Annotated in this window: 22 protein-coding genes; 16 read left to right on the top strand and 6 right to left on the bottom strand. The window is 69.2% G+C overall.

Annotated elements, in window-relative coordinates; translation table 11 throughout:
* The first annotated feature begins 27 nt into the window (after positions 1 to 27).
* From aroC to aroD, 4 genes are read left to right on the top strand one after another with little or no spacing between them, the layout of a single operon-like run.
* On the top strand, positions 28 to 1,287 hold the full coding sequence (aroC, locus tag ABD893_RS12115) for a chorismate synthase (RefSeq protein ID WP_345080339.1): 1,260 nt from the start codon (positions 28 to 30) through the stop codon (positions 1,285 to 1,287).
* Complete coding sequence (locus ABD893_RS12110) at positions 1,284 to 1,826, top strand: shikimate kinase (protein WP_345080337.1); 543 nt, start codon at positions 1,284 to 1,286, stop codon at positions 1,824 to 1,826. The genes aroC and ABD893_RS12110 overlap by 4 nt, the downstream gene beginning before the upstream one ends.
* Positions 1,823 to 2,905, top strand: a complete 1,083-nt coding sequence (aroB, locus tag ABD893_RS12105; protein WP_345080335.1) for a 3-dehydroquinate synthase — start codon at positions 1,823 to 1,825, stop codon at positions 2,903 to 2,905. The genes ABD893_RS12110 and aroB overlap by 4 nt, the downstream gene beginning before the upstream one ends.
* 8 nt (positions 2,906 to 2,913) lie before the next feature.
* Complete coding sequence (aroD, locus tag ABD893_RS12100; RefSeq protein ID WP_345080333.1) at positions 2,914 to 3,771, top strand: type I 3-dehydroquinate dehydratase; 858 nt, start codon at positions 2,914 to 2,916, stop codon at positions 3,769 to 3,771.
* 43 nt (positions 3,772 to 3,814) lie between these two features.
* Here aroD and ABD893_RS12095 read toward each other — a convergent pair whose 3' ends face one another.
* A complete protein-coding gene (locus tag ABD893_RS12095; RefSeq protein WP_345080328.1) occupies positions 3,815 to 4,768 on the bottom strand; it encodes a trimeric intracellular cation channel family protein in 954 nt (317 codons plus the stop codon).
* Between the two features lie 53 nt (positions 4,769 to 4,821).
* Here ABD893_RS12095 and coaE point away from each other — a divergent pair, with 53 nt between their 5' ends.
* Positions 4,822 to 5,457 (top strand): dephospho-CoA kinase, encoded by a 636-nt coding sequence (gene coaE, locus ABD893_RS12090; RefSeq protein ID WP_345080325.1) that lies wholly within the window; start codon positions 4,822 to 4,824, stop codon positions 5,455 to 5,457.
* Positions 5,458 to 5,508: 51 nt separating this feature from the next.
* Positions 5,509 to 7,614, top strand: a complete 2,106-nt coding sequence (gene uvrB / locus ABD893_RS12085) for an excinuclease ABC subunit UvrB (RefSeq protein ID WP_345080322.1) — start codon at positions 5,509 to 5,511, stop codon at positions 7,612 to 7,614.
* 24 nt (positions 7,615 to 7,638) lie between these two features.
* On the opposite strand, the gene ABD893_RS12080 is transcribed toward uvrB, so the two are convergent.
* From ABD893_RS12080 to ABD893_RS12070, 3 genes are all read right to left on the bottom strand, one after another.
* The gene (locus ABD893_RS12080) at positions 7,639 to 8,829 is read right to left on the bottom strand and encodes a type II toxin-antitoxin system HipA family toxin (RefSeq protein WP_345080319.1); all 1,191 of its coding nucleotides are present in this window, start codon (positions 8,827 to 8,829) and stop codon (positions 7,639 to 7,641) included.
* The gene (locus tag ABD893_RS12075) at positions 8,826 to 9,038 is read right to left on the bottom strand and encodes a helix-turn-helix domain-containing protein (RefSeq protein ID WP_345080316.1); all 213 of its coding nucleotides are present in this window, start codon (positions 9,036 to 9,038) and stop codon (positions 8,826 to 8,828) included. Before ABD893_RS12075 ends, ABD893_RS12080 begins: the two co-directional genes overlap by 4 nt.
* Before the next feature lie 232 nt (positions 9,039 to 9,270).
* Positions 9,271 to 9,729, bottom strand: a complete 459-nt coding sequence (locus tag ABD893_RS12070) for a pyrimidine dimer DNA glycosylase/endonuclease V (RefSeq protein WP_345080313.1) — start codon at positions 9,727 to 9,729, stop codon at positions 9,271 to 9,273.
* Between the two features lie 184 nt (positions 9,730 to 9,913).
* On the opposite strand from ABD893_RS12070, the gene ABD893_RS12065 reads away from it, so the two are divergent.
* The gene (locus tag ABD893_RS12065) at positions 9,914 to 10,372 is read left to right on the top strand and encodes a hypothetical protein (RefSeq protein ID WP_345080310.1); all 459 of its coding nucleotides are present in this window, start codon (positions 9,914 to 9,916) and stop codon (positions 10,370 to 10,372) included.
* On the opposite strand, the gene ABD893_RS12060 is transcribed toward ABD893_RS12065, so the two are convergent.
* Both ABD893_RS12060 and ABD893_RS12055 read right to left on the bottom strand, forming a co-directional pair.
* Positions 10,347 to 12,119, bottom strand: a complete 1,773-nt coding sequence (locus tag ABD893_RS12060) for a bifunctional 3'-5' exonuclease/DNA polymerase (RefSeq protein WP_425548373.1) — start codon at positions 12,117 to 12,119, stop codon at positions 10,347 to 10,349. The genes ABD893_RS12065 and ABD893_RS12060 overlap by 26 nt on opposite strands.
* Positions 12,116 to 12,793 (bottom strand): MBL fold metallo-hydrolase, encoded by a 678-nt coding sequence (locus ABD893_RS12055; protein WP_345080307.1) that lies wholly within the window; start codon positions 12,791 to 12,793, stop codon positions 12,116 to 12,118. Before ABD893_RS12055 ends, ABD893_RS12060 begins: the two co-directional genes overlap by 4 nt.
* Before the next feature lie 72 nt (positions 12,794 to 12,865).
* Here ABD893_RS12055 and uvrA point away from each other — a divergent pair, with 72 nt between their 5' ends.
* The 9 genes from uvrA (at position 12,866) to secG (ending at position 24,401) form a co-directional block, all read left to right on the top strand.
* On the top strand, positions 12,866 to 15,742 hold the full coding sequence (uvrA, locus tag ABD893_RS12050; RefSeq protein ID WP_345080304.1) for an excinuclease ABC subunit UvrA: 2,877 nt from the start codon (positions 12,866 to 12,868) through the stop codon (positions 15,740 to 15,742).
* Positions 15,743 to 15,758: 16 nt separating this feature from the next.
* A complete protein-coding gene (uvrC, locus tag ABD893_RS12045) occupies positions 15,759 to 17,696 on the top strand; it encodes an excinuclease ABC subunit UvrC (RefSeq protein WP_345080302.1) in 1,938 nt (645 codons plus the stop codon).
* 42 nt (positions 17,697 to 17,738) lie between these two features.
* Complete coding sequence (rapZ, locus tag ABD893_RS12040; protein ID WP_345080300.1) at positions 17,739 to 18,635, top strand: RNase adapter RapZ; 897 nt, start codon at positions 17,739 to 17,741, stop codon at positions 18,633 to 18,635.
* A complete protein-coding gene (locus tag ABD893_RS12035; protein WP_345080296.1) occupies positions 18,632 to 19,747 on the top strand; it encodes a gluconeogenesis factor YvcK family protein in 1,116 nt (371 codons plus the stop codon). Before rapZ ends, ABD893_RS12035 begins: the two co-directional genes overlap by 4 nt.
* Positions 19,731 to 20,729: a DNA-binding protein WhiA gene (whiA, locus tag ABD893_RS12030; RefSeq protein ID WP_345080293.1), complete on the top strand. Its 999-nt coding sequence runs from the start codon at positions 19,731 to 19,733 to the stop codon at positions 20,727 to 20,729. Before ABD893_RS12035 ends, whiA begins: the two co-directional genes overlap by 17 nt.
* Positions 20,730 to 20,838: 109 nt before the next feature.
* Positions 20,839 to 21,843 carry a type I glyceraldehyde-3-phosphate dehydrogenase gene (gene gap / locus ABD893_RS12025; protein ID WP_345080290.1) on the top strand — a complete coding sequence of 335 codons (1,005 nt, stop codon included), beginning with the start codon at positions 20,839 to 20,841 and terminating at the stop codon, positions 21,841 to 21,843.
* A gap of 157 nt (positions 21,844 to 22,000) precedes the next feature.
* Entirely contained in the window at positions 22,001 to 23,203 is a 1,203-nt protein-coding gene (locus tag ABD893_RS12020; RefSeq protein ID WP_345080287.1) for a phosphoglycerate kinase, read from the top strand.
* Complete coding sequence (tpiA, locus tag ABD893_RS12015; protein ID WP_345080285.1) at positions 23,200 to 23,973, top strand: triose-phosphate isomerase; 774 nt, start codon at positions 23,200 to 23,202, stop codon at positions 23,971 to 23,973. Before ABD893_RS12020 ends, tpiA begins: the two co-directional genes overlap by 4 nt.
* Positions 23,974 to 24,158: 185 nt before the next feature.
* Positions 24,159 to 24,401, top strand: coding sequence for a preprotein translocase subunit SecG (secG, locus tag ABD893_RS12010; RefSeq protein ID WP_345080791.1), 243 nt, complete (start codon positions 24,159 to 24,161; stop codon positions 24,399 to 24,401).
* Positions 24,402 to 24,528: the final 127 nt, after the last annotated feature.

Here is a 24,528-nt window from a genome sequence, read left to right as displayed (position 1 = left end):
TCAGCCCGACATGACAGAATGAACGCCATGTTGCGCTGGCTCACGGCCGGGGAATCCCACGGCCCCTCTCTGATCTCCCTGCTCGACGGCGTCCCCGCCGGTATCGAGCTGACCAGTGACGATCTGAAGGACGCGCTCGCGCGTCGTCGGCTCGGACACGGTCGCGGCAGCCGCCAGAAGTTCGAGCAGGACGTGCTCACCATCCATGGCGGCCTGCGGCACGGACTCACCCTCGGTTCTCCGCTCGCGATCGAGGTCGCGAACTCGGAGTGGCCGAAGTGGGAGAAGGTGATGAGTGCCGATCCCGTGGCCCGTGAGGACCTCGTGGTCGATGCCGGCACCGGGGACGAGCGCGAGATCGCCCGCAATCGGCCGCTCTCGCGGCCGCGCCCCGGTCACGCCGACCTCTCCGGGATGCTGAAGTACGGCTTCGACGAAGCCCGGCCGATTCTCGAACGTGCGAGTGCGCGCGAGACCGCTGCCCGGGTGGTGGCGGGCCGGGTCGCCGCTGCGCTGCTCGAACAGGCCGCCGGGATCCGGCTCGTATCCCACACCCTGCAGGTGGGGAGCGTGCGCGTGCCCGACGGCGCGGCGCTGCCCACTCCCGATGACGACGCCCTGCTGGATGCCGATCCGCTGCGCTGCTTCGACCGCAGCTCCTCTGCCGCGATGATCGCAGAGGTCGATGCGGCCAAGGCCGACGGCGACACGCTCGGCGGAGTGGTGGAGGTGCTGGCCTATGGAGTGCCCGTCGGCCTCGGCTCCCATACCCAGTGGGATCGCCGCCTGGACGGCAAGCTCGCCCAGGCGATCATGTCGATCCAGGCGATGAAGGGGGTCGAGATCGGTGACGGGTTCGCCACCGCCGGTCGTCGCGGCTCCGAGGCGCATGACGAGATCCTCGCGACCGGTGGGGCATCCGACCCTGGCGCTGCGGGGACCTTCCCGCGCGTGACCAATCGCGCCGGCGGCCTCGAAGGCGGCATGACCAACGGCCAGGTGATCCGCGTGCGCGGCGCCCTGAAGCCCATCTCCACCGTTCCCCGCGCGCTGCGCACGGTGGACGTCTCCACGGGCGAGCAGACCACCGCCAACCACCAGCGCTCCGATACCTGCGCCGTGGCCCCCGCCGCGGTGATCGCCGAGGCGATGGTGGCGCTCGCCCTGGCGGACGCGCTGCTGGAGAAGACCGGCGGAGACTCCGTCGCCGAGATCCGTACCCACCTGGAGGGGACGAACGCTCTGCAGTCGGCACTGACCGACCGCCGCCCGGACCCTGCCTCGTGACGGGCCCGCTCGTCATCCTCATCGGCCCGATGGCGGCGGGCAAGACCAGTGTGGGACGCGCCCTCGCCGCACGGCTGCGCGTCGACTTCGCCGATCTGGACGCGCTGATCGTCGAGGCCACGGGCCGCAGCATCCCCACCCTCTTCGCGGAGGAGGGCGAGCCTGCCTTCCGCGAGCTCGAGTCCCAGACCCTCGCCCGCGCCCTCACCGACTGCGACGGGGTGCTGTCCCTCGGGGGCGGCGCGCCCATGCATCCCACGTCCGCTGAGCTGCTGCGGGGCCTGCCCGTCGTGCTGCTCGAGGTGGAGGAGCGCATCGCCGCCCGGCGCCTCTCCTATGGCGCAGGCCGCCCGATGCTCGAGGGCCGTGACCCCATGGCGCGCTGGCGCGAGCTCGCTGAGGAACGGGGCGAGCGCTACCGCGAGGTGGCGGCGCACCGCATCGATTCCGGCCACGGCAGCCCCGCGCGCGTGGCCCGCACCATCATCCGGAGCCTGCAGCTGCCCCTGCCGGCCGATCCCGAGAAGGAGACCGCATGAGCACCACCGTCATCCCGGTGACCACCCCGACCGGCGGCTACGACGTGCACGTCGGCCGCGGCCTGCTGGCCGAGCTGCCCGCTCTGCTGCCCGAGCGTGCCCGCCGAGTGGTGATCATCCATCAGCCCAGCCTGAACCTGGTGGCTGAGCAGATCCGCGAGTCCATCGCGGAGACGGGTCGCAAGGCCTTCGCCGCCGAGATCCCCGACGGCGAGGAGGCGAAGACCGCTCAGGTCGCCGGATTCCTGTGGGGCGTGTGCGGGCAGGCCGAGATCGGCCGCAGCGACCTGGTGATCGGGCTGGGCGGCGGCGCCGCCACCGACCTGGCGGGTTTCGTCGCCGCGTCCTGGCTGCGGGGGATCGACGTGCTCCAGGTCCCCACCACCGTCGCCGCGATGGTGGATGCCGCCGTGGGCGGGAAGACGGGCATCAACACCTCCGAGGGCAAGAACCTCGTCGGCGCCTTCCACCCGCCGATCGCGGTGCTCGCCGATCTCGACGTGCTCGCCGGGCTGGGGGCGAATGACGTCGCGGCCGGCATGGCGGAGGTCGTCAAGGGCGGCTTCATCGCCGACGCGCGCATCCTCGAGATCATCGAGGAGGACCCCAGCGCGGCGCTCGATGTCACCAGCGATGCCTTCCGCGAGCTCGTCGAGCGCAAGATCCGGGTGAAGGCCGAGGTGGTCTCCGAGGATCTCACCGAGCAGGGCAACCGCGAGATCCTCAACTATGGTCACACCCTCGCCCACGCCATCGAGCGCAACGAGCGCTACCTGTGGCGTCACGGCGCCGCGGTGAGCGTGGGCATGATGTTCGCAGCCGAGCTCTCCCACCTTGCAGGCAAGCTCTCCGAGGCGGACGTCGATCGCCATCGCGCGATCCTCCTCTCCCTGGGGCTGCCCACGACCTATCGTGACCGCCAGTGGCCGAAGCTCGAGGACGCCATGAAGCGGGACAAGAAGACGCGCGCCGGGCTGCTGCGCTTCGTGGTGCTCGACCGCATCGGAGCAGTCTCCCGGATCGAAGGACCTGACCCGGCGCTGCTGCTGTCCGCCTACGCCGCCATCACTGAGGAGTGAGGACCGAGATGACCCACGAGACCACACCCCCGGAAGAATCCACCACCGCGGGCTCCGCTCCGGAGACCGACGTCCGTCGCCGCACCGCCACCGTGCGCGGCATCGAGCTGGGTCGGGCGCGACCGGAGATCATCGTGCCCCTGGTCGAACCGGACGAGGAGTCGCTGCTGGAGCAGGCCGCGGCTGCCGTGGGCACCCGAGCACGGGTCATGGAGTGGCGCCTGGACCGTTTCCGACCTGATCTCGAGGACGTCACCGATCACCTCGATGCGGTGCTCGCCGCCCTGCCCCGGCTGCGGGGACAGCTGGGACCGGACAAGGCGCTGCTGGTGACCTTCCGCACCGCCGCCGAGGGCGGTGCCAGGACGATCTCGGACCAGAACCTGGGGATCCTGCTGGAGAACCTGATCAGCGGCCGCCGTGCGGGCACCCAGGCCGCCGTCGACCTGGTGGATATCGAGACGTCCCGCGACCCGGCGATGGTCGCGCGGGTGATCGCCGCCGCGCACCGTCACGGCACCGTGGTGGTCGGTTCGTTCCACGACATGGACTCGACGCCTGCGGAGGAGACGATGGTCGAGATCCTGCGCTCCCAGCGCCGGCTCGGGGTCGACATCCCGAAGCTCGCCGTCACCCCGCGCAGCTCTCGCGATGTCCTCACCCTGCTCTCGGCGAGCCTCACCATCGCCGAAGACCTCTCCGGTCCGCACATCGCGATCAGCATGGGATCGCTCGGTGCGAGCAGCCGCGCCGCGGCCGAGACGTTCGGCAGCGCAGCGACGTTCGCCACCGTCGGAGCCGGCTCCGCCCCCGGACAGCTCGCCGCCGAGGATGTGGCACGGATGCTCGAGCTGCTGCGCCCCTGAGCAGCACTCCTCAGCGGAGCGGAGGCCCGCTGCGCGGCGTGCGTCAGAACCGCTCGGGATCCGACGGGCCTTCACCCATCGGACCGGCATCCGTCGGCTCGTCGACCTTCCGCGTGCGGTGCTCGTTCTCGACCGTCCCTGGCAGCTCCTCGGCGTCCACGGTGAGTGCGGACTCGGTGCTGGGAAAGATGCGGTCCTCATAGTCGCCGGCGTCGAGGTCTTCCGCGAAGGAGTCCTCGGCCAGATCATCGGTGCCCGCGTCGACCACCGGGATCGTCCCGGTCTCGAGCGCCACCCGTTCCCGCTCATTCCTGCGCGTGCGACGCACCAGCTGCTTGAGCTGGGAGGCGGACATCGTCACCTGCCATTCGCTGTGCCCGGGCAACGTCCAGCGGCGCCAGGCGGCGACCCCGGCGAGCAGCGACCCGATCGTCACCGCCACCAGGACGGTTCCCGAGGGCAGCCCGAGCGCGAGGACGCCCCAGGTCAGCACCGCGGTGACCAGCGCTCCGGTGGCATACAGCGGGCCCCCGCCGAATATCGCCGGGATCCGTCCCACCAGTACATCGCGGATCACCCCTCCGCCCACCGCGCTCATGACCCCCAGCAGGATGGCGGGGAGCACGTCGAGCCCGTAGCCCAGCGATTTGGCAGTACCGGTCGCCGCCCAGAGACCCATCGCGGCGATGTCCAGCACCGTCACCATGCGACGCCACCAGGGCCCATCGGTGGAGATGAAGAAGGAGAAGGCCGCCCCTGACAGGGCGCAGGTCAGATACCAGGGCCCGGAGAAGGCGGCGGGGACGCCGAAGTCGAGGATCAGGTCGCGCACGATGCCGCCCCCGAGCCCGGCGGCGATACCGATGATCGCGAAGCCCACCGCATCGAAGTTCAGCCGGGAGGCCAGTGACCCGGCGGCCACGCCCATCACGAAGACCCCCACCAGGTCCAGGGTGCGCAGCAAGTCGTTGGTCACGAGCAGTTCGAGAGGGTCCACAGGATCGACGGTAGTACGCGCCGGACAGGAGCGGCAGACCGTACGATCGGGCCATGACCACGCTCACCACCCCGCTGCGCCTGGGCCTCACCGGAGGCATCGGCTCCGGCAAGTCCACCGTCGCCGAGATCTGGCGCGCGGCCGGGCACCGCGTGATCGACCTCGATGCCCATTCCCGCGCCGTGCTGGACGTGCCCGGCGACGGGGTCGAGAAGGCCATCGCCCGCTTCGGCGAGGAGTTCCGCTCTGACGGCGGCACGATCGACCGGGCGGCCATGGCGCGACTGGTGTTCGCGGACGCCGACGCACGGGCGGATCTGGAGCGCATCGTCCTGTCCCGCGTCGATGCGGCGGTGGCCCGAGAGGAGCAGGACGCGGCGCGGGCGGGGGAGCGGCTCGTGATCCATGACAGCCCTCTGCTGCTCGAGAAGCACCACGAGGCGGACTACCGCGCGGTCGTGGTGGTGCTCGCCCGCCGGGAGGACCGCATCTCTCGGGTGATGCGCGATCGCGGCAAGGACCGCGCGTATGTCGAGTCGGTCATGGCCGCGCAGGTCAGCGACCTCGAACGGATCCGTGCAGCCGATCGTCTGGTGCTGAACACCGCAGACCGGGAGACCCTCTCCGCCCGTGCCCTGCACGCCCTCCAGACCGTCCTGGTCGAGCGGGAGGATTCCGCCCTGCGCTGACGCCGCCGGGCGGCCATGTCGTCTGTGGGCCGCGAGTCGTAGGCTCGGGGGATGCGTCCCGTCACCGATCTGGTCCGCTCCGAGCATCCCTTCGAAGTCGTCTCCGAGTACTCGCCCTCGGGCGATCAGCCGACCGCGATCGCCGACCTCACCCGCCGCATCAACGACGGCGAACAGGACGTGGTGCTGCTGGGCGCCACCGGCACCGGCAAGTCCGCGACGACAGCCTGGCTGATCGAGCAGGTGCAGCGGCCCACCCTGATCATGGCCCACAACAAGACCCTCGCCGCCCAGCTCGCGAGCGAATTCCGCGAGCTGCTGCCGCACAACGCCGTGGAATATTTCGTCTCGTACTACGACTACTACCAGCCCGAGGCGTACGTCCCGCAGTCGGACACCTACATCGAGAAGGACTCCTCGATCAACGCCGAGGTGGAGCGACTGCGCCACAGCGCCACCAACTCCCTGCTGACCCGCCGCGACGTGGTCGTCGTCTCCTCCGTCTCCTGCATCTACGGCCTGGGCACGCCGCAGGAGTACGTGGACCGGATGGTGCAGCTGAAGGTCGGCCAGGACCTGGATCGCGACGAGCTGCTGACCCGCTTCGTGGACATGCAGTACGACCGCAACGACGTGGCCTTCGAGCGCGGCACCTTCCGGGTGCGCGGCGACACCGTGGAGATCATCCCGATGTACGAGGAGCTCGCGATCCGGATCGAGTTCTTCGGCGACGAGATCGACGCGATCTACACGCTGCACCCGATGACGGGGGAGGTGATCCGCAAGGAGGATCACATCCACATCTTCCCTGCCTCCCACTACGTCGCCGGCCCCGAACGGCTCTCCCGCGCGATCGGGACCATCGAGATCGAGCTCGCCGAGCGGCTCGAGGAGCTCGAGCATCAGAACAAGCTGCTCGAGGCGCAGCGGCTGCGGATGCGCACCACCCACGACCTCGAGATGCTGCGCCAGATGGGTTCCACCAACGGGGTGGAGAACTACTCCCGCCACCTCGACGGCCGCGCACCCGGGACCGCCCCGAACACCCTGATGGACTACTTCCCCGAGGACTTCCTGCTGGTGATCGACGAGTCGCATGCGACCGTCCCGCAGATCGGCGCGATGTACGAGGGGGACCGCTCCCGCAAGCGCACCCTGGTCGACTTCGGGTTCCGCCTGCCCTCGGCGCTCGACAACCGTCCGCTCACCTTCTCCGAGTTCACCAAGCGCACCGGGCAGACGGTCTACCTCTCGGCGACTCCCGCCGCCTACGAGCTCGACCGGTCCGACGGCGTGGTCGAGCAGATCATCCGGCCGACGGGCCTGGTGGACCCCGAGGTCATCGTCAAGCCCGTCAAGGGGCAGATCGACGACCTGCGCGAGGAGATCGAGAAGCGGGTCCAGCGCGACGAACGGGTGCTGGTCACCACGCTCACCAAGCGCATGGCCGAGGATCTCACCGACTTCCTGCTCGAGAACGGGGTGCGGGTCCAGTACCTGCACTCCGATGTCGACACGCTGCGGCGGATCGAGCTGCTGCGCTCCCTGCGGATGGGGGAGTTCGACGTGCTGGTGGGCATCAACCTGCTGCGTGAGGGCCTGGACCTGCCAGAGGTGTCGCTGGTGGCGATCCTCGACGCGGACAAGGAAGGCTTCCTGCGCTCGCGCACCTCACTGATCCAGACCATCGGCCGCGCCGCACGAAACGTCTCCGGTCAGGTGCACATGTATGCCGATCGGATCACCGATTCGATGGAGGCCGCGATCGAGGAGACCAACCGGCGCCGCGAGAAGCAGGTCGCCTACAACCTCGAGAACGGCATCGACCCGACTCCGCTGCGGAAGCGGATCGCCGATGTCACGGACATGCTCGCCCGCGAGGACATCGACACCGACACCCTGATGTCCACCGACTACCGCTCCGGCAAGGACCGGGTGGCCCGCGACCGGGCCCGTGCGAACGCGGTGGATGCGGTCAAGGGCCGCAGCGTGGACCTCGGGGACGATCCCGTCGGCGAGCTGACCGGGATGATCGACGAGATGACCGCACAGATGCACCAGGCTGCGGAGAACCTCCAGTTCGAGGTCGCCGGGCGTCTGCGCGACGAGGTGCAGGAGCTCAAGAAGGAGCTGCGGGCGGTGCAGCGCTCGAGCTGAGCCGGCTCCTCGCGAGAGCGCGCCTCACGGCTCGAGCTCCGATCGGCGCCGGCCGAGCTCTCGCAGCGCACCGTTCAGCGAGGACCCCTCGAACGGCAGCGTCCCCAGGTCCACGCCCCGGGCGGCTCGCAGTGCGAGCGTCATCGCGCTGCGTGCCGCTGCTGGCGGCAGTCCGATCGCATCGGCGAAGGCCGACCAGTGCCGCCGGCGGATCGTGGAGGTGCGTCCGTCGACAGGCAGCGCCATCGTGAAGTCCCGGTACACCGCAGTGCAGGGGACGTCGTAGATCGGCGCCACCTGCCAGCGCCCACCCCGGTCACGCAGGATCGACACGTTCTTGGCATGCAGATCACCGTTCCCGGTGAGCCAGGCGAAGAGGAACTGCAGGTAGAGGTTGCGTGCAGCGATCATCGGGGCGGCCGCGCGTCGGGCAAGAGCCTGCACCACCTGCTCGCTGGTCACCGTGTACTTCGCCGCCGGCAGCATGTCCAGCACCTGGCTCGCATCCTCCATGGCCAGGCGCTCGACCCCGCCGTCCTCCGTGTGCACCCGATCGAATCGCGTGACCAGCAGGCCGGGGACGTCATTCACGTCCCGCACCAACCGGTGCTGGGCGACGGCGATCTTCAGCCCGCGCGCCGCTCCCAGATGCAACGTCTCATTGGCCACCAGGTGGGGATACTGCGGCGGGTCGATCTTCAGCAGAGCTCGCTCGCGGGTCGTGGCCAGCGGGGCGGTGAGCATCGTGGCCGAGGCTTTGGCCTGCACTCCGGGGAGCGCATGACGGTCCGGCATATCGGTGAGCTGCCGGAAGTCCAGGCGCGCGGGATCATCGTCGGCGAGGGGGACCGGCTCCACGGCCGGCTGATCGGCAGGAACCACCTGCACATCACCAGGAGCATCCGCACCGACGGCGAGCAGGACGGTCAGCTCATCGTCGGCCGATGTCTTCGTCTCGCGCTGCAGCACGGTCAGGCGGTGCCCTTCCGGAAGCAGGCCGGCGAAGTACGGGGGCAGCCCGCCGCCCGGTCGGATCACAGGGCGATCCGTGATCGGCAGGGTCGTGGCGACAGGCTCTCCGGTGTACCCCTCGCGATAGCGGAACGTCACCTCACCGGACGGCGCACGCTCGAGGAACCCGGCGAGGACGCCGGCCTTGTGCACGTCCGCCCGCGTCACGAAACGCAGGGTCGTCAGATCCGGGAGAGCGCTCATGGCGCGACATTCACGCTCAGGCCGAGCACCGCGAGCACGGTGAGCACGGATCTCAGGCCTGGACTCCCGGAGCCGATCTCGATCTCTCGGATCGTGCGATCGGAGAGTCCCGCCAGCTCGCCCAGCTGCTGCTGAGTGAGGCCGGCATCCTTCCGGGCGCGACGGATCGACCTGCCGATCTCTGTGGCGAGCTCATCGGTGCGTGCCATACCGGAGGAATCCTTCCGAACGGGTGCCTGATGGTGCCACTGTCTCATGCCGAGCGCCCTATCGGAAGGATGCTTCCGAATTTGAAGCATGCGAGGTTCTCGCCGGGGTGCGTCACCGCAGATCTGGGCAGATCCGAAGAATCCTTCTGATTCCATGTCGACCCCCGTGAGCGGGAACGAGCCCTGGGGCACGGGCTGAGCAGGACTCCGGGGGAGATCTGCTCGCCCACAGTCAGCTCTCGCGAGGTCCGGGCTCACGCTCCCATGACTCGACCGGTCCCGGTATGACCTCGAACAGCGGATGCACTTCGGGCTCATGGATCTGACGTGCCTGCTCCCACCGCTCGGGGCTTCGGCGCTCGAGCTTCGCGAGCAGATGCCTCCACTCGAGTGCGAGCTGGCCGCCCGTCACCGGAATGGGGGCCGGCTGCACACCCGCGTCCGGTGGGAGATCGATGCGCGTGAGATCGAAGCGATACCCTCGCTCGGTCGCTTCCTGCGCGATGGCTGCAAGATAGGCGCCGACGGCGGCGATCGGCTCGGCGTGTGCCCGGAACCGCTCCAGCTGCGGATGCGCGCGGTATCCCCGCGTCCGCCCGGCGAGCACCGCTTGGGCCAGCAGCGATTCTCGCCAGCAGCCGGTCAGGCCCTGGCGATCGAGGTGGCGGGGGTGCAGTGACCACAGACGCATCCACCCATTCTCCCGCATGGAGGGTGCTCCTGCGCCTGCCCCGTCGAAGGTCATCCACCGCGCCGACGATCGTCGGCGGGGGAGGGCGGCGTCCCCCGGTAGCGTCGTCACCACGTCGACGGCTCGAGCTTCCCTCCCGGGTCGAACGCGTCGCGCCCCCTGCATAAGATCGAGGAGTGTGTCCATGTCCAAGCCCTCAGATTCTCGGATTCTGACCGACGCCGCCAGCACCGCCGTGACGATCGGCGTCGGGATGATCCCGCTCCACCGCCTGCCACGCCAGGTGCAGACCGGCTACATCGTGCTCCCCGCAGCCTTCACGTCCGCCGTCATGCTGCTCGCGTTCCGGCACCATGCCTCCCGCTCTTCCCCGGCCCGAGATGCCGGCAGGAGCACCGGCGAACCGTCTCGCGGGCCGAGCATGTCGACCGCCTCCAAGTACGCCCTGTCCCTCGCCTGCGGCGGCGTGGTGGCTGGAGTTGGGGCGGCGAGCATCTGCCTGGACCGCGGGATCGAGAACCAGCTGCGCCGACGGGGCGTGCCCGCTCCCCGCGTGATGATGGGACTCGCCTCCGGGGCGCTCATGCTGGCGGTGAACGCGCTCGGTGAGCGCGGGGTCACTTCTCCGCCGAGCGCTCGGTGATCGTGAGGTCCAGCGGGAAGTCGATCGGACTGCCGGGGAACAGCAGCCGACCCGCCGCATCGGCCGACTGGGTGATCGCTGCAGCGGCGGCCTCGGCCTGCTCTGCCGGGGCGTGGACGATCACCTCGTCGTGGAGGAAGAACGCCAGGTGGGCGCGCCGAGAGAACACCGGCCCCGACGGCGTGGCCGCTTCCGCATCCGGCACTGCCTCGAAGCGTGCGAGCTGCAGTCGCAGCGCCGCCATCCAGGACAGCGCCCATTCTGCCGCGGTGCCCTGCACCACGAAGTTCCGGGTGAACCTGCCGCGGTCCCGGGCCGAGCGCCTCGCCGCCTCCTGCTGACCGGGCCCGGCGTCGGGCTGGTTCGCGGCGCGCTGCGACTGGGTCCAGGCATCGTCGACGGCGGGGGAGGAGCGGCCCAGCCAGGTGGTCACGGTCCCGCCGCGCTCCCCGGTCGCGGCCGCGCCGTCCACCAGCGCCATCGCGGCGGGGAAGTTCCGGCGCAGCCGCGGCACCACCCGTCCGCTGTCGCCGGTGGTGCCGCCGTAGAGCGCCCCGAGCACTCCGATCTTCGCCTCCTGACGGGTCTGCACGATGCCGGCCTCGACGATCCCGGAGTAGAGATCCTTCCCCGCGCCCGCAGTGATCATCGCCTGGTCCCCGGACATCGCGGCGAGCACCCGCGGCTCCAGCTGGGAGACGTCAGCGCTGACCAGGCGCCAGCCCGGATCGGCGCGCAGCGCCGGCCGCAGCTGCCGCGGGATCTGCAGCGCTCCGCCGCCGCTCGAGGCCCACCGTCCGGTGACCACGCCGCCCGGCACATAGACCGGGCGATAGCGCCCCTCATGCACCCACTCGTCCAGCCACGTCCAGCCGTTGGCGGTGAGCAGGCGGGACATCTTCTTGTATCGCAGCAGCGGCTCGATGGCCGGATGCTCGTGCTGCTGCAGCTCCCATTGCGAGGTGGAGGGCACGTCGATCCCGGCCCGGTGCAGGGCCCGCAGCAGCCTCGGCGGGGAGTCGATCGGCACCAGCGGGTCATCGAGAGCGGCACGCACCTGGGCGCCGGTCTCCACCATCCGTGCGGGAGGCGTGCCGGGGGAGGGACGAGGTCCCAGGGCCTCGGTGAGGATCTGATCGTGATGCGCCACGTCCCAGGGGATCCCGGCGGCCTGCAGCTCCGCGGCGATCAAGGCCCCGGCCGATTCCGCGGCGACCAGCAGACGAAGCCGTCCCGGATCCTGCGCCCCGTCGATCGCGACGCGCTGACGGTCGAACTCGGCCAGCGTCTCCTCTGCATCCGAAGGGACGGCGCCGGAGCGCGCGGATGCGACATCGAGCTCAAAGAGAGTGGCACCCAGGTCGCGAATCGGCTCGTGGGGATCCAGCGGGGTGTCCCAACCCGTCGCAGCACGCAGCGCCTGCGCGTCCTGGACGAGCTCCGAATGGCAGAGGATCCGGTGGATCAGCCGCAGGTCGTGGCAGCGCTGGAGCGTAACCCCGGCTGCGAGCAGCCGCGGATACCAGGCCGCCGCATCGCTCCAGACCCAGCGCGGAGCGTGCTGCGCCTCGTAGCGGGCGACGAGCGCAGCGAGCCCGTCGGTCGCCACCTCTTCCGTCCCGAGCGTCCTGCCCTCGCCATCCAGCGCGATCAGTCGGGCGCGATCGCCGTCACCGCGGCCGAGGACGCACCATGCAGACGTGGCGGGCGGCAGGGGAACGGACGCTGGAGGCGGAGAGGAAGTCACCAGCCCCGCTCGCGCCACTCCGGCAGCGACGGGCGCTCCGCGCCGAGGGTGGTGTCGTCACCGTGCCCGGGGTACACCCAGGTCTCATCCCCGAGGCGGTCGAAGATCCGCTGCTCGACGTCGTCCAGGAGCTGCGTGAAGCGCTGCGGATCCTGATCGGTGTTGCCCACCCCGCCCGGGAACAGCGAGTCCCCGGTGAAGAGGTGATCGCCCTCGTCTCCGGCGCGCAGCAGCACCGCGACAGAGCCGGGGGTATGGCCGCGCAGATGGATGATCTCGACCTGCTGCTCACCGAACGTCAGCACGTCGCCGTGGGCGAGGGGGAGATCGATCCGCTCGGTGATCTCCTTGGCATCCGCTTCACCGGCGGCGGTGCGAGCACCGGTGGCCGTCATCATCGTCGCGAGGGCTCCCACATGGTCGTGATGAGAATGCGTGGTGACGATGAGGTCCAGCTCGTTGTGCGACCCACCAGCGGCGACCATGCGGCGCAGCGCGTCGGGCTCCGCAGCGGCGTCGATCAGCAGCTGCGCTCCGCTCGACCGACAGGTCAGCAGATAGGCGTTGTTGTTCATCGGGCCCACGGAGAGCTTGCGGATCTGCAGGTGGCGGAGGTCGCGCACCATCGGCTCGCCTCCAGGTTCGACGTGTCCTGTGTACTCATGATCAGCCATGGGACCAGTATGTCGTCCACCTCTCCTCCGAACAACTGTTCGAAGGTGGGTGTTCGCCCCTAAGATGGCCCGGTGACTGAATCTCTGGTCGTTCGTGGTGCGCGCGAGCACAACCTCAAGAACATCGACATCGACATCCCCCGCAACAAGCTGGTGGTGTTCTCCGGCCTGTCTGGGTCGGGCAAGAGCTCCCTGGCCTTCGACACCATCTTCGCCGAAGGACAGCGCCGCTATGTGGAGTCGCTCTCCGCCTATGCCCGGCAGTTCCTGGGCCAGATGGACAAGCCCTCCGTCGACCTCATCGAGGGGCTCTCCCCAGCGGTGTCGATCGATCAGAAGTCGACCAACCGCAACCCCCGCTCGACCGTGGGCACGATCACCGAGATCTACGACTACCTGCGGCTGCTGTTCTCCCGCACCGGCGAGCAGCACTGCCCCGTCTGCGGCGAGCTGGTCAGCTCCTCCTCTGCGGAACAGATCGTGGACACCCTGCTCGGCGAGGAGGCCGGCACGCGCTTCCAACTGCTGGCCCCGGTGGTGCAGGGCCGCAAGGGTGAGCACGTGGACCTGCTCAGCTCCCTGCGCTCGCAGGGCTTCGCCCGCGCCCGGATCGACGGGAAGAACCGCCGGCTCGACGAGGAGATCACCCTCGACAAGAAGTTCAAGCACACCATCGAGGTGGTCGTGGACCGCCTCTCCGCGAAGCCGGACTCCCGGCGTCGCCTCACCGACTCCGTCGAGACCGCGCTGCGGCTCGCCGAAGGGATCCTGTCGGTCGACTTCGTGGACCTGGACGAGAAGGATCCGGACCGGATCCGCCGCTTCTCCGAGAAGCGCGCCTGCCCCAACGACCACCCCCTCGCGATCGACGACATCGAACCGCGCACCTTCTCCTTCAACGCCCCCTACGGCGCCTGCCCCGAGTGCACGGGGCTCGGCCAGCGGCTCGAGGTCGACCCCGAGCTGGTCATCCCCGATGAGGACCTCACCCTCGCCGAGGGCGCGATCGCTCCCTGGGCGATGGGCACCACCGACCGTCACCTCGAAGTGATGGCCGGTCTCGCCGAGGAGCTCAGCTTCTCCATGGACACCCCCTGGCGAGCCCTGCCCGAGCGGGCTCAGGAGGCACTGCTGCACGGCAAGGACCACAAGGTCCACGTGAAGTACCGCAACCGCTTCGGCCGCGAACGCACCTATTCGACCGGCTTCGAAGGGGTGATGCACTTCCTCGAGCGGCGTCATACCGACACCGAGTCGAACTGGGCGAAGGACCGCTACGAGCAGTTCATGCGCGAGGTCCCGTGCCCCACCTGCAAGGGCACGCGGCTGCGTCCCGAGGTCCTCGCCGTGACCGTCGGCGGGCGCTCCATCGCCGAGGTCACCGAGATGTCGATCCGCGATGCCTACGAGTTCCACGACAGCCTCGAGCTCGGAGTGCGAGAAGCGCAGATCGCCGACGAAGTGCTGCGCGAGATCCGCTCCCGGCTCGGCTTCCTGCTCGACGTGGGCCTGGACTACCTCTCCCTCGCCCGCGCCGCCGGCACCCTCTCCGGCGGTGAGGCGCAGCGGATCCGCCTCGCCACCCAGATCGGCTCCGGCCTGGTGGGCGTGCTCTACGTGCTCGACGAACCCTCGATCGGCCTGCACCAGCGGGACAATGAACGCCTCATCGTCACCCTCGAAAGACTCCGTGACCTCGGAAACACCCTGATCGTGGTCGAGCACGACGAAGACACTCTCAACGCCGCGGACTGGGTGGTGGACATCGGCCCGCTGGCCGGCGAGCACGGCGGCGAGGTCGTCTACTCCGGCGAGGTCGAAGGGCTCAAGCAGCACGAGACCAGCCTCACCGGCCGCTACCTCTCCGGAGCGCTCGAGATCCCGCTGCCGGAGGCCCGCCGGGCGATCGACAAGGAGCGGATGCTCAAGGTCATCGCCCCGCGCGCGAACAACCTCGCCGGGCAGGACGCCTCCTTCCCCCTCGGCGTGCTCACCGCGATCACCGGTGTCTCCGGTTCCGGGAAGTCCTCACTGGTCAACGACATCCTGTACTCGGTGCTCGCCAAAGAGCTGAACCGGGCCCGGATCGTCCCCGGCCGTCACAAGCGGGTCACCGGCCTCGAGCACCTCGACAAGGTGGTGCACGTGGACCAGTCGCCGATCGGCCGCACCCCCCGCTCGAACCCCGCCACCTACACCGGGGTCTGGGACCGGGTGCGCACCCTGTTCGCACAGACCAACGAGGCGAAGATCCGCGGCTACACCGCCGGGCGCTTCTCCTTCAACGTCAAGGGCGGTCGCTGCGAGGCCTGCTCCGGTGACGGCACGCTGAAGATCGAGATGAACTTCCTGCCGGACGTCTACGTCCAGTGCGAGGTCTGCAAGGGCCAGCGGTACAACCGCGAGACCCTCGAGGTGAAGTTCAAGGACAAGAACGTCGCCGAGGTGCTGGACCTGTCCATCGCCGAATCGCTCGAGTTCTTCGACGCGGTCCCCGCGATCCGTCGCCAGATGCAGACCCTCGTCGATGTGGGGCTCGGCTATGTCAAGCTCGGCCAGTCCGCGACCACCCTCTCGGGCGGCGAGGCGCAGCGGGTGAAGCTCTCCTCCGAGCTGCACAAGCGGTCCAACGGACGGACCATCTATGTGCTCGACGAACCCACCACGGGCCTGCACTTCGAGGATGTCCGCAAGCTGCTCGAGGTGCTGAACGGGCTGGTCGACAAGGGCAACACGGTGCTGGTCATCGAGCACAACCTCGATGTCATCAAGACCGCCGATCACGTCATCGACCTCGGGCCCGAGGGCGGCTCGGGCGGCGGGCGCATCGTCGCCACCGGCACCCCGGAGCAGGTGGCGGAGACTCCGGGCTCCTACACCGGGCACTTCCTCGCACCGCTGCTCACGAGCGGGCGCGCAGGCCGCACCTCACGAAGCACGGAGCGGTGAGAGCGGTGACTCCGTAGTGGCAGATCCGGCGACCTATCGTCCCGCCACCGGGACCATCCCCACCCGGCCCGGGGTGTACCGCTTCCGGGATGAGCACGGCCGGGTCATCTACGTCGGCAAGGCCAAGAACCTCCGTCAGCGCCTGGTCAACTACTTCCAGGACCTCGCCGTCCTCCACGAGCGCACCCGGCGGATGGTCACCACCGCCGCGAGCGTCGAGTGGACCGTGGTGGGCACGGAGGTGGAGGCGCTCACCCTCGAATACACCTGGATCAAGGAGTTCGACCCGCGGTTCAACGTCAAGTTCCGCGACGACAAGTCCTACCCCTACCTGGTGATCACGATGGGGGAGAAGGTGCCCCGGGTGCACATCACCCGTCGGCCCCGCGCGAAAGGGGACCGCACCTTCGGGCCCTACCCGCAGGTGGGCGCGATCCGGGAAACCCTGGACCTGATGCTGCGGGTGTTCCCGATCCGCTCCTGCACCGCCGGGGTGTACCGCCGCGCCGAGCGCGCCGGTCGGCCCTGCCTGCTCGGCTTCATCGGCAAGTGCGCCGCGCCCTGCGTCGGGGACATCACCGAGGACGAGCACCGCCGCCTCGCCGAGCAGTTCGCGGACTTCATGGCAGGCAACACCTCGAAGTACACCCGCCGCATCGAGCAGCAGATGAAGGGCGCCGCCGCGGCGATGGACTACGAGACCGCTGCGAGCCTCCGGGACGACCTCAAAGCCCTGAACAAGGTCATGGAGAAGAACTCGGTGGTGCTCTCCGACGCCACCGATGCGGACCTCGTGGGCCTCGCCCAGGACGAGCTCGAAGCTTCCGTGCAGGTATTCCACGTGCGCGGCGGCCGTATTCGCGGCCAGCGCGGCTGGACCGCGGAGATCCTCGACGAGTCCACCGGCCCCGACCTCATCGAGCGCGCGCTCACCACCCTCTACGCCGAGAGCCCCGCACCCAAGGAGGTGCTGGTCCCGATCCTGCCCCGGAACCGCGAGCAGGTGCTGGAGATGATGGGGCCGCGGGTGGACCTGCGAGTCCCGCAGCGCGGCGAGAAGAAGGACCTGCTGCTGACCGTCGGCGAGAACGCGACCGAGGCGCTGCGCCTGCACCGGCTGAAGCGCACCGGCGACCTCACCGCCCGCACCAAGGCGCTCGAGGACCTGGGCGAGGCGCTCGACCTCTCCGAACCGCCGCTGCGGATCGAGTGCTTCGACATCTCCCACTCCCACGGCACCAACGTGGTCGGCTCCCAGGTGGTCTTCGAGGACGGCCTGCCCAAGAAGAGCGAGTACCGCCGCTACGCCGTGAGCGGCGAAGCCGCCCGCGACGACACGGCCTCGATGTACGACGTCATCTCCCGCCGGCTGAAGCACCACCTCGACCCGCCGGAGCCGGCCGAGGAGGAGCAGGGCAGGTACCGGCGCTTCGCCTACCCGCCCTCGCTGATCCTGGTCGACGGCGGCCCGCCGCAGGTCGCCGCCGCCCAGCGCGCGTTCGACGACCTCGGCATCACCGACATCGCGCTGGCCGGCATCGCCAAGCGGCTCGAGGAGATCTGGCTGCCGGGGGACGACTATCCCGTGATCCTGCCGCGCACCAGCGAGGCGCTCTTCCTGGTCCAGCGCCTGCGTGATGAGGCGCACCGCTTCGCGATCACCTACCACCGCTCCAAGCGCGGCCGCGCCATGCAGGCCAGCGCGCTCGACGGCATCGCCGGTCTCGGTCCCGCCAGGCGGCGAGCTCTCCTGGATCGCTTCGTGACCGTCTCTGCGATTCGTGCGGCGAGCGAAGAGGATCTGGCTCAGGTCGACGGGATCGGGCCCGCGTTGGCCGCGCAGATCGCGCTCGCGCTACGATCCGACCAGGAGGACCAGGCGCAGGCAGTCCTCGAGGATGGCGAGCTCGGGGTCACGGTGGACATGGCGACCGGCGAGATCCTCGACCGCTGACCCCAGCGCCTACCCCTGTACCCGACCACGGAAGGAGCGCTCGTGACCGAGGAGCCCGTACTGACCCCGACCACCGATACCCGGGGTGACGTCGTCATCATCACCGGCCTCGCCGGCGCCGGGAGAGAGACCGCAGCCCATGCCCTGGAGGACATGGGCTGGTATGTCGTCTACAACATCGTCCCGCAGCTGATCGGGACCCTCTACGAGCTGCGCGCCTCAGCCGTGGGCCGCGAGAATCGCTTCGCCGTGGTGGTCGATCCCCGTTCCGGCCCCTTCTTCAGCGAGCTCGCCGATGTGGTCGCCGAGCTGCGCAAGGCAGATCTGCGACTGCGTCTGCTGTTCCTCACCGCCGATGAGTCGACGCTGGTGCGTCGTTTCGACTCGGTGCGCCGCCCCCACCCCCTGCAGGGTGACGAAGGCGTGCTGGAGGGGATCCGCCGGGAGCGCGAGATGCTCGCACCGCTCCGGCGCATGGCGGATCTCGTCGTGGACACGTCCCCACTGAACGTGCACCAGCTGACGATGAAGATGCGCACGGTCTTCGGCACCAGCGAGGAGCAGCAGCTCACCGTGACGATGCTCTCCTTCGGGTTCAAGTACGGGATCCCGCTCGAGGCGGACCACGTCAGCGATGTCCGGTTCATCCCCAACCCCTACTGGGTCCCGGAGCTCCGGCCGAAGCGAGGCACCGACCCCGAGGTCGCGGATTTCGTCCTGCAGGACGCCAATGCGCGGGAGTTCGTGGACCGCTATCTCGAGATGATCCAGCCCGTGCTGCGCGGCTACAGCGCCGAGAACAAGCACTTCACCACCCTCTCGATCGGTTGCACCGGTGGCAAGCACCGCTCCGTCGCCGTGTCGGAGAAGATCGGCGAGGAGCTGCGTCGCCGCGGCCATGCCGTACGGATCCGCCACCGCGATCTGGGGCGCGAATGAGCATCGCACCGCGCTCCCGGGGATACCGGCTGCGGGGCGCGGATCGTTCGGCCAGCGCACGGCGCGGCCGGCGCGGTGACCCACAGCGACCGCTGCGGGTGGTCGCCCTCGGCGGCGGACACGGTCTCGCCGCCAACCTGCGCGCCCTGCGGCTGCTGGCTGATGACATCACCGCCGTGGTGACCGTCGCCGACAACGGCGGCTCCTCCGGGCGGATCCGCACCGAGATGCCCGTGCTGCCCCCGGGGGACCTCCGCATGGCGCTCGCAGCGCTGTGCGAGGACTCCGACTGGGGATCGATCTGGGGTGACGTGATCCAGCATCGCTTCTCGACCGATGGCGAGCTCGATGGGCACGCGCTGGGCAACCTCCTGATCGTCGCGCTCTGGCAGATCCTCGAGGATCCGGTCGAGGCGCTGGACCAGATGGCCGAGCTGCTCGGCGCCCGCGGGCGGGTGCTGCCGATGGCGCTGGATCCCCTCGACATCGAAGCCCAGGTGCGCGGCGCGGACGGCACGCTGCGCACAGTCTCCGGGCAGTGGCAGGTCGCCACCGCGGAGGGCAGGGTCGAGGACATCCGGCTGATCCCGGAACGGCCGCGGGTTCCCCAGGACGTGATCGAGGCGCTGGGCCGCGCTGACTGGATCATCGTCGGACCCGGCTCCTGGTACACCTCGGTGCTCCCGCACCTGATGATCCCCGAGATCGCAGAGGCGATCCGCACCAGCCCCGCCCGACGCTGCATCACCACCAACCTCTCGGTGGGAGCGCAGGAGGCAGAGGGCATGACCAGCCTGGACATGCTCGATGTGCTGCTCGAACGGGCACAGGGCACCCGCTTCGACGCGCTGCTGGCCGACCCCACCACGCTGGACGACGCCCTGGAGCTCTCCGAGGCGGCGCAGGCCCGCGGCATCCGCACCCTGCTGCGCCAGGTGAGCGTGGGCGACGGGACACCCCATCACGACCCGGTGCGGCTCGCCGCCGCGTACCGTGATCTCTTCGACGACGCCTACGGCGATGTCGAGCCCGAGCATGAGGGCACCGAGCACCGCATCACGGGGGATCAGCCCCCCACCATCGAGGAGGACTTGCATGGCTCTGACGGGTGAGGCAAAGGAGGAGCTGAGCCACCTCGAGGTGAGTCGACCCTCCGCCCGCAAGGCCGAAGCAGCAGCGATGCTCCGCTTCGCCGGCGGACTGCACCTGATCGCCGGGAAGGTGGTGGTCGAGGCGGAGCTGGATTCGGCGGCCGTCGCCCGCCGCCTGCACGGCATCATCTCCGACATGTATGGGCACCGTGCCGAGTTCGCCGTCCTCGCCCCCTCCGGCATCCGCCGGACGACCCGCTACATCGTGCGGGTCGAACGCGAGGGCGGGATGCTCGCACGGCAGACCGGCCTGCTCGATGCCCGCGGCCGGCCGGTGCGGGGAATGCCACCCTTCGTCGTCGGCGGGGCGACGGTCGATGCGGAGGCCGCCTGGCGCGGCGCCTTCCTCGCCCGGGGGATGCTCACCGAGCCCGGACGGTCCTCGGCGCTCGAGCTGTCCTGCCCGGGCCCCGAGGTGGCGCTCGCGATGGTCGGGTCCGCCCGCCGGCTGGGCGTCGCCTCGAAAGCACGCGAGGTGCGCGGGACTGATCGGGTGGTGCTGCGAGATGGTGATGCGATCTCGATGCTGCTGACCCGCATGGGGGCGCACGAGACCGTCAAGAGCTGGGAGGAACGCCGCAGCAAGCGCGAGGTGAAGGCGACCGCCCATCGGCTGGCGAACTTCGATGACGCGAACCTCCGGCGCTCCGCCCGCGCGGCAGTTGCGGCGGGGCAGCGGGTGCAGCGAGCGCTGGAGATCCTCGGCGACGAGGTCCCCGAGCACCTGCAGGCGGCGGGACAGCTGCGGCTCGAGCACCGGCAGGCGAGTCTCGAGGAGCTCGGACGACTGGCAGATCCGCCCCTCACGAAGGACGCCGTGGCCGGTCGGATCCGGCGCCTGCTCGCCACCGCGGACAAGCGTGCGGAAGACCTCGGCATGCCTGGAACTGACCACGGAGTGGACGAGGAGCGGTTACCGCCGTCACCAGACCCAGGACGTTGATAAGATCGTCATGGTCGTCGGTCACTCCGGCGCCGTCCGAGCGTACAAGGGCGTGCGCGCCATGTCAGTACCGGAATTTCGCAGACATCTGCGAATCTAGGAGGAACCCTTGACCATCAAGGTTGGAATCAACGGATTCGGCCGCATCGGCCGTAACTTCCTGCGCGCCGCACTCGAGCAGAAGGCCGACATCCAGATCGTCGGTGTGAACGACCTCACCAACAACGCCACGCTCGCGAATCTCATCAAGTACGACTCGATCGGTGGCGTGCTTCCCTACGAGGTCTCCTTCGACGAGGATTCGATCACCGTCGGCGAGAACACCTTCAAGGCGTTCGCCGAGCGCGATCCCAAGAACATCCCGTGGGGCGAGATCGGCGCGGACGTCGTCATCGAGTCCACCGGCATCTTCACCGACGCCGAGAAGGCCAAGGCTCACCTCGAGGCCGGCGCCAAGAAGGTCATCATCTCCGCTCCGGCGAAGAACGAGGATGCCACCTTCGTGATCGGTGTCAACGAGGGTGACTACGACCCCTCGAAGCACCACATCGTCTCCAACGCGTCCTGCACCACCAACAGCCTCGCTCCCGTGGCCAAGGTGCTGAACGACGAGTTCGGCATCGTCAAGGGCCTGATGACGACCATCCACGCCTACACCTCTGACCAGGTGCTGCAGGATGGCCCCCACTCGGACCCGCGTCGTGCACGCGCGGCCGCGCTGAACATCATCCCGACCACCACCGGTGCGGCCAAGGCCGTAGCTCTGGTGCTCCCGGAGCTCAAGGGCAAGCTCGACGGCTACTCCCTGCGCGTCCCGGTTCCCACCGGCTCGATCACCGACCTCACCTTCGAGGCTTCGCGCGAGGTCACCGCTGAAGAGGTCAACGCCGCCATCAAGAAGGCTGCAGAGGGTCCCCTCAAGGGCATCCTGCGCTACACCGAGGACCCGATCGTCTCCAAGGACATCGAGGGCGATCCGCACTCCTCGATCTTCGACAGCCAGCTCACCAAGGTGAACGGCAACCTGGTGAAGATCTTCTCCTGGTACGACAACGAGTGGGGCTTCTCGAACCGCCTCGTCGAGCTCTCGCAGCTCGTGGGCAAGTCGCTCTGATTTCCCTCTGATTCCCGCGTCGTCCGAGGACGACCAGGACATCTCCGGAGCCCGCCGGTCGCCACCCCGAGGGGTCGGCATCCGGCGGGCTCCGCTCGTCCCACGGCTGTCTCGGCGCTCCGGCGCCGCCCGGCCTCGAACCGAAGGAACCACCATCGTGCTGAAGACCATCGATTCGCTCGGAGAGCTGCGCGGCAAGCGAGTGCTCGTCCGCGCCGATCTCAACGTCCCTCTGGACGGCACCACGATCACCGACGACGGCCGCATCCGCGCCGCTCTGCCCACCCTCAGCCGCCTCGTCGAGGCGGGTGCCCGGGTTGCGGTCATCTCCCACCTGGGACGCCCCAAGGGCGCTCCTGAGGACAAGTACTCGCTGCGTCCCGTCGTCGGCCGGCTCGGAGAGCTGCTCGGCCAGGACGTCGCCTTCGCGACCGACACCGTCGGCGCCTCCGCCCAGGAGGTCGTCGCCGGCCTCGAGGACGGCCAGGTGGCTGTGCTCGAGAACCTCCGCTTCAACGCCGGGGAGACCGCGAAGGACGAGTCCGAGCGGCTCGCCTTCGCCCAGGAGCTCGCCGCACTCGGCGACGCCTTCGTCTCGGACGGCTTCGGCGTCGTCCACCGCAAACAGGCCTCCGTCTACGAGCTCGCCACCCTGCTGCCCTCGGCGGCCGGCGAGCTGGTGCTGCGCGAGGTCGAATCCCTGCGCAAGGTCACCGACTCCCCGGAGCGGCCCTTCGTGGTGGTGCTCGGCGGCGCGAAGATCGCCGACAAGCTCGGGGTCATCGACAGCCTGCTGGGCAAGGCCGACCGCATCCTGATCGGCGGCGGCATGGCCTACACCTTCCAGAAGGCGCAGGGCTACGAGGTCGGAAAGTCGCTGCTCGACGAGTCCAAGCTGGACGTGGTCCGCGAGTACATGGAGCGCGCTGAGAAGAACGGTGTCGAGCTGGTCCTGCCGGTCGACACCGTCGTGGCGCCCGAGTTCTCCGCCGACGCTCCCGCGACCGTGGTCCCGTCCTCCGAGATCCCCGCGGAGCAGGAGGGCATGGACATCGGTCCGAAGACGGCGAAGCTGTTCGGCGAGAAGATCGCCGACGCCGCAACGGTGTTCTGGAACGGCCCGATGGGCGTCTTCGAGTTCGAGAGCTTCGCCCAGGGCACCTCGAGCGTCGCCGATACGCTCTCGAAGGCTCCCGGTTACACCGTGGTCGGCGGTGGCGACTCCGCTGCTGCGGTCCGTATTCTCGGATTCGACGAATCCCTCTACTCGCACATCTCCACCGGCGGCGGCGCGAGCCTCGAACTCATCGAGGGCAAGTCCCTGCCGGGCATCTCAATCCTCGAGGAGGACTCCAAGTGACCACCCGTACCCCGCTGATGGCGGGCAACTGGAAGATGAACCTGGACTGGAAGCAGGGCCTCGCCCTGGTCGAGGAGCTGGGCGAGCAGCTCAAGCCCCTCGACACCTCTCTTGTCGAGACCGTCGTGCTCCCTCCCTTCGTGGACCTGCGCACCGTGCAGGTCGCTGTGGATGCCGGCAAGCTGCCGATCGCCTATGGCGCACAGGACATCTCCGAGCATGAGTCCGGCGCCTACACCGGCGAGGTCTCCGGACAGATGCTGAAGACCCTGGGCTGCACCTATGTGGCTGTCGGCCACTCCGAGCGTCGCCAGTACCACGGTGAGGACGAGCAGGTCACCAGCGCGAAGGTCCGTGCCGCCTTCGCCGCCGGGCTCACGCCGATCCTGTGCGTCGGCGAGCCGCTCGAGGAGCGCAAGGCAGGCAATCATGTGCCGTTCACCCTCGCGCAGCTCACGGGCGGCATCGAGGGCCTGACCGCCGAGCAGGCGAAGAAGATCGTCATCGCCTATGAGCCCGTCTGGGCGATCGGCACCGGCGAGGTCGCCAGCGCAGATGACGCGCAGGAGGTCTGCCAGGCGATCCGTGAGTCTCTGCGCGAGCAGCACGGCGATGTCGTGGCCGACGCGGTCCGCGTCCTCTATGGAGGCAGCGTGAAGTCGTCCAACGTGGTCGAGCTCATGGGCAAGGCCGACGTCGACGGCGCCCTCGTCGGCGGCGCGTCGCTGAAGGCCGAAGAGTTCGCCAAGATCGCCGGCTACCAGGGCTGATCTCAGTCTGAGCGACGTGCTGCGAACTTGCGAGCAGCAGGAGCACAGCGAGTTCAGTTCAGCCTGAGCAACACCCTCGGCAGCCGAGAGGCTTGCCACGCGGGCCGGACCCTCCTCGGGTCCGGCCCGTGCCGTATGCTGGATCAGTCCGTCTTACCCCGTGGAAGGTGCCCGTACTCGTGGATCTGCCCCTGCTGAAGCTCATCCTTCAGATCATGCTGGCCGTCCTCGGTCTGCTCACGATCATGTTCGTGCTGCTGCACAAGGGACGTGGTGGAGGACTCTCCGACATGTTCGGCGGCGGCGTCTCCTCCAACGCGAGCGCCTCCGGGGTGGCTGAGCGCAACCTCAACCGCCTCACCGTCGGTGTCGCGGTGAGCTGGGGTCTGTGCGCTGTGGGCCTCGGCATCGTGGAGAAGCTGCTCTGATCCTCTGATTCTGCGGGGTCCGCCGATCCTGCAGAGGCTCTTGGATCTGCACCCTGAATCTGCTGAGAAGGGCCGGTCACCATCACGGTGACCGGCCCTTCTCGCGTTCTCAGCGTCCTCTGGGACC

Origin of the sequence: Brachybacterium paraconglomeratum, from assembly GCF_039541415.1 — a bacterium.
GTDB classification, from domain to species: Bacteria; Actinomycetota; Actinomycetes; order Actinomycetales; family Dermabacteraceae; genus Brachybacterium; species Brachybacterium paraconglomeratum_A.
This window is presented reverse-complemented; position numbering and strand designations above follow the sequence as displayed.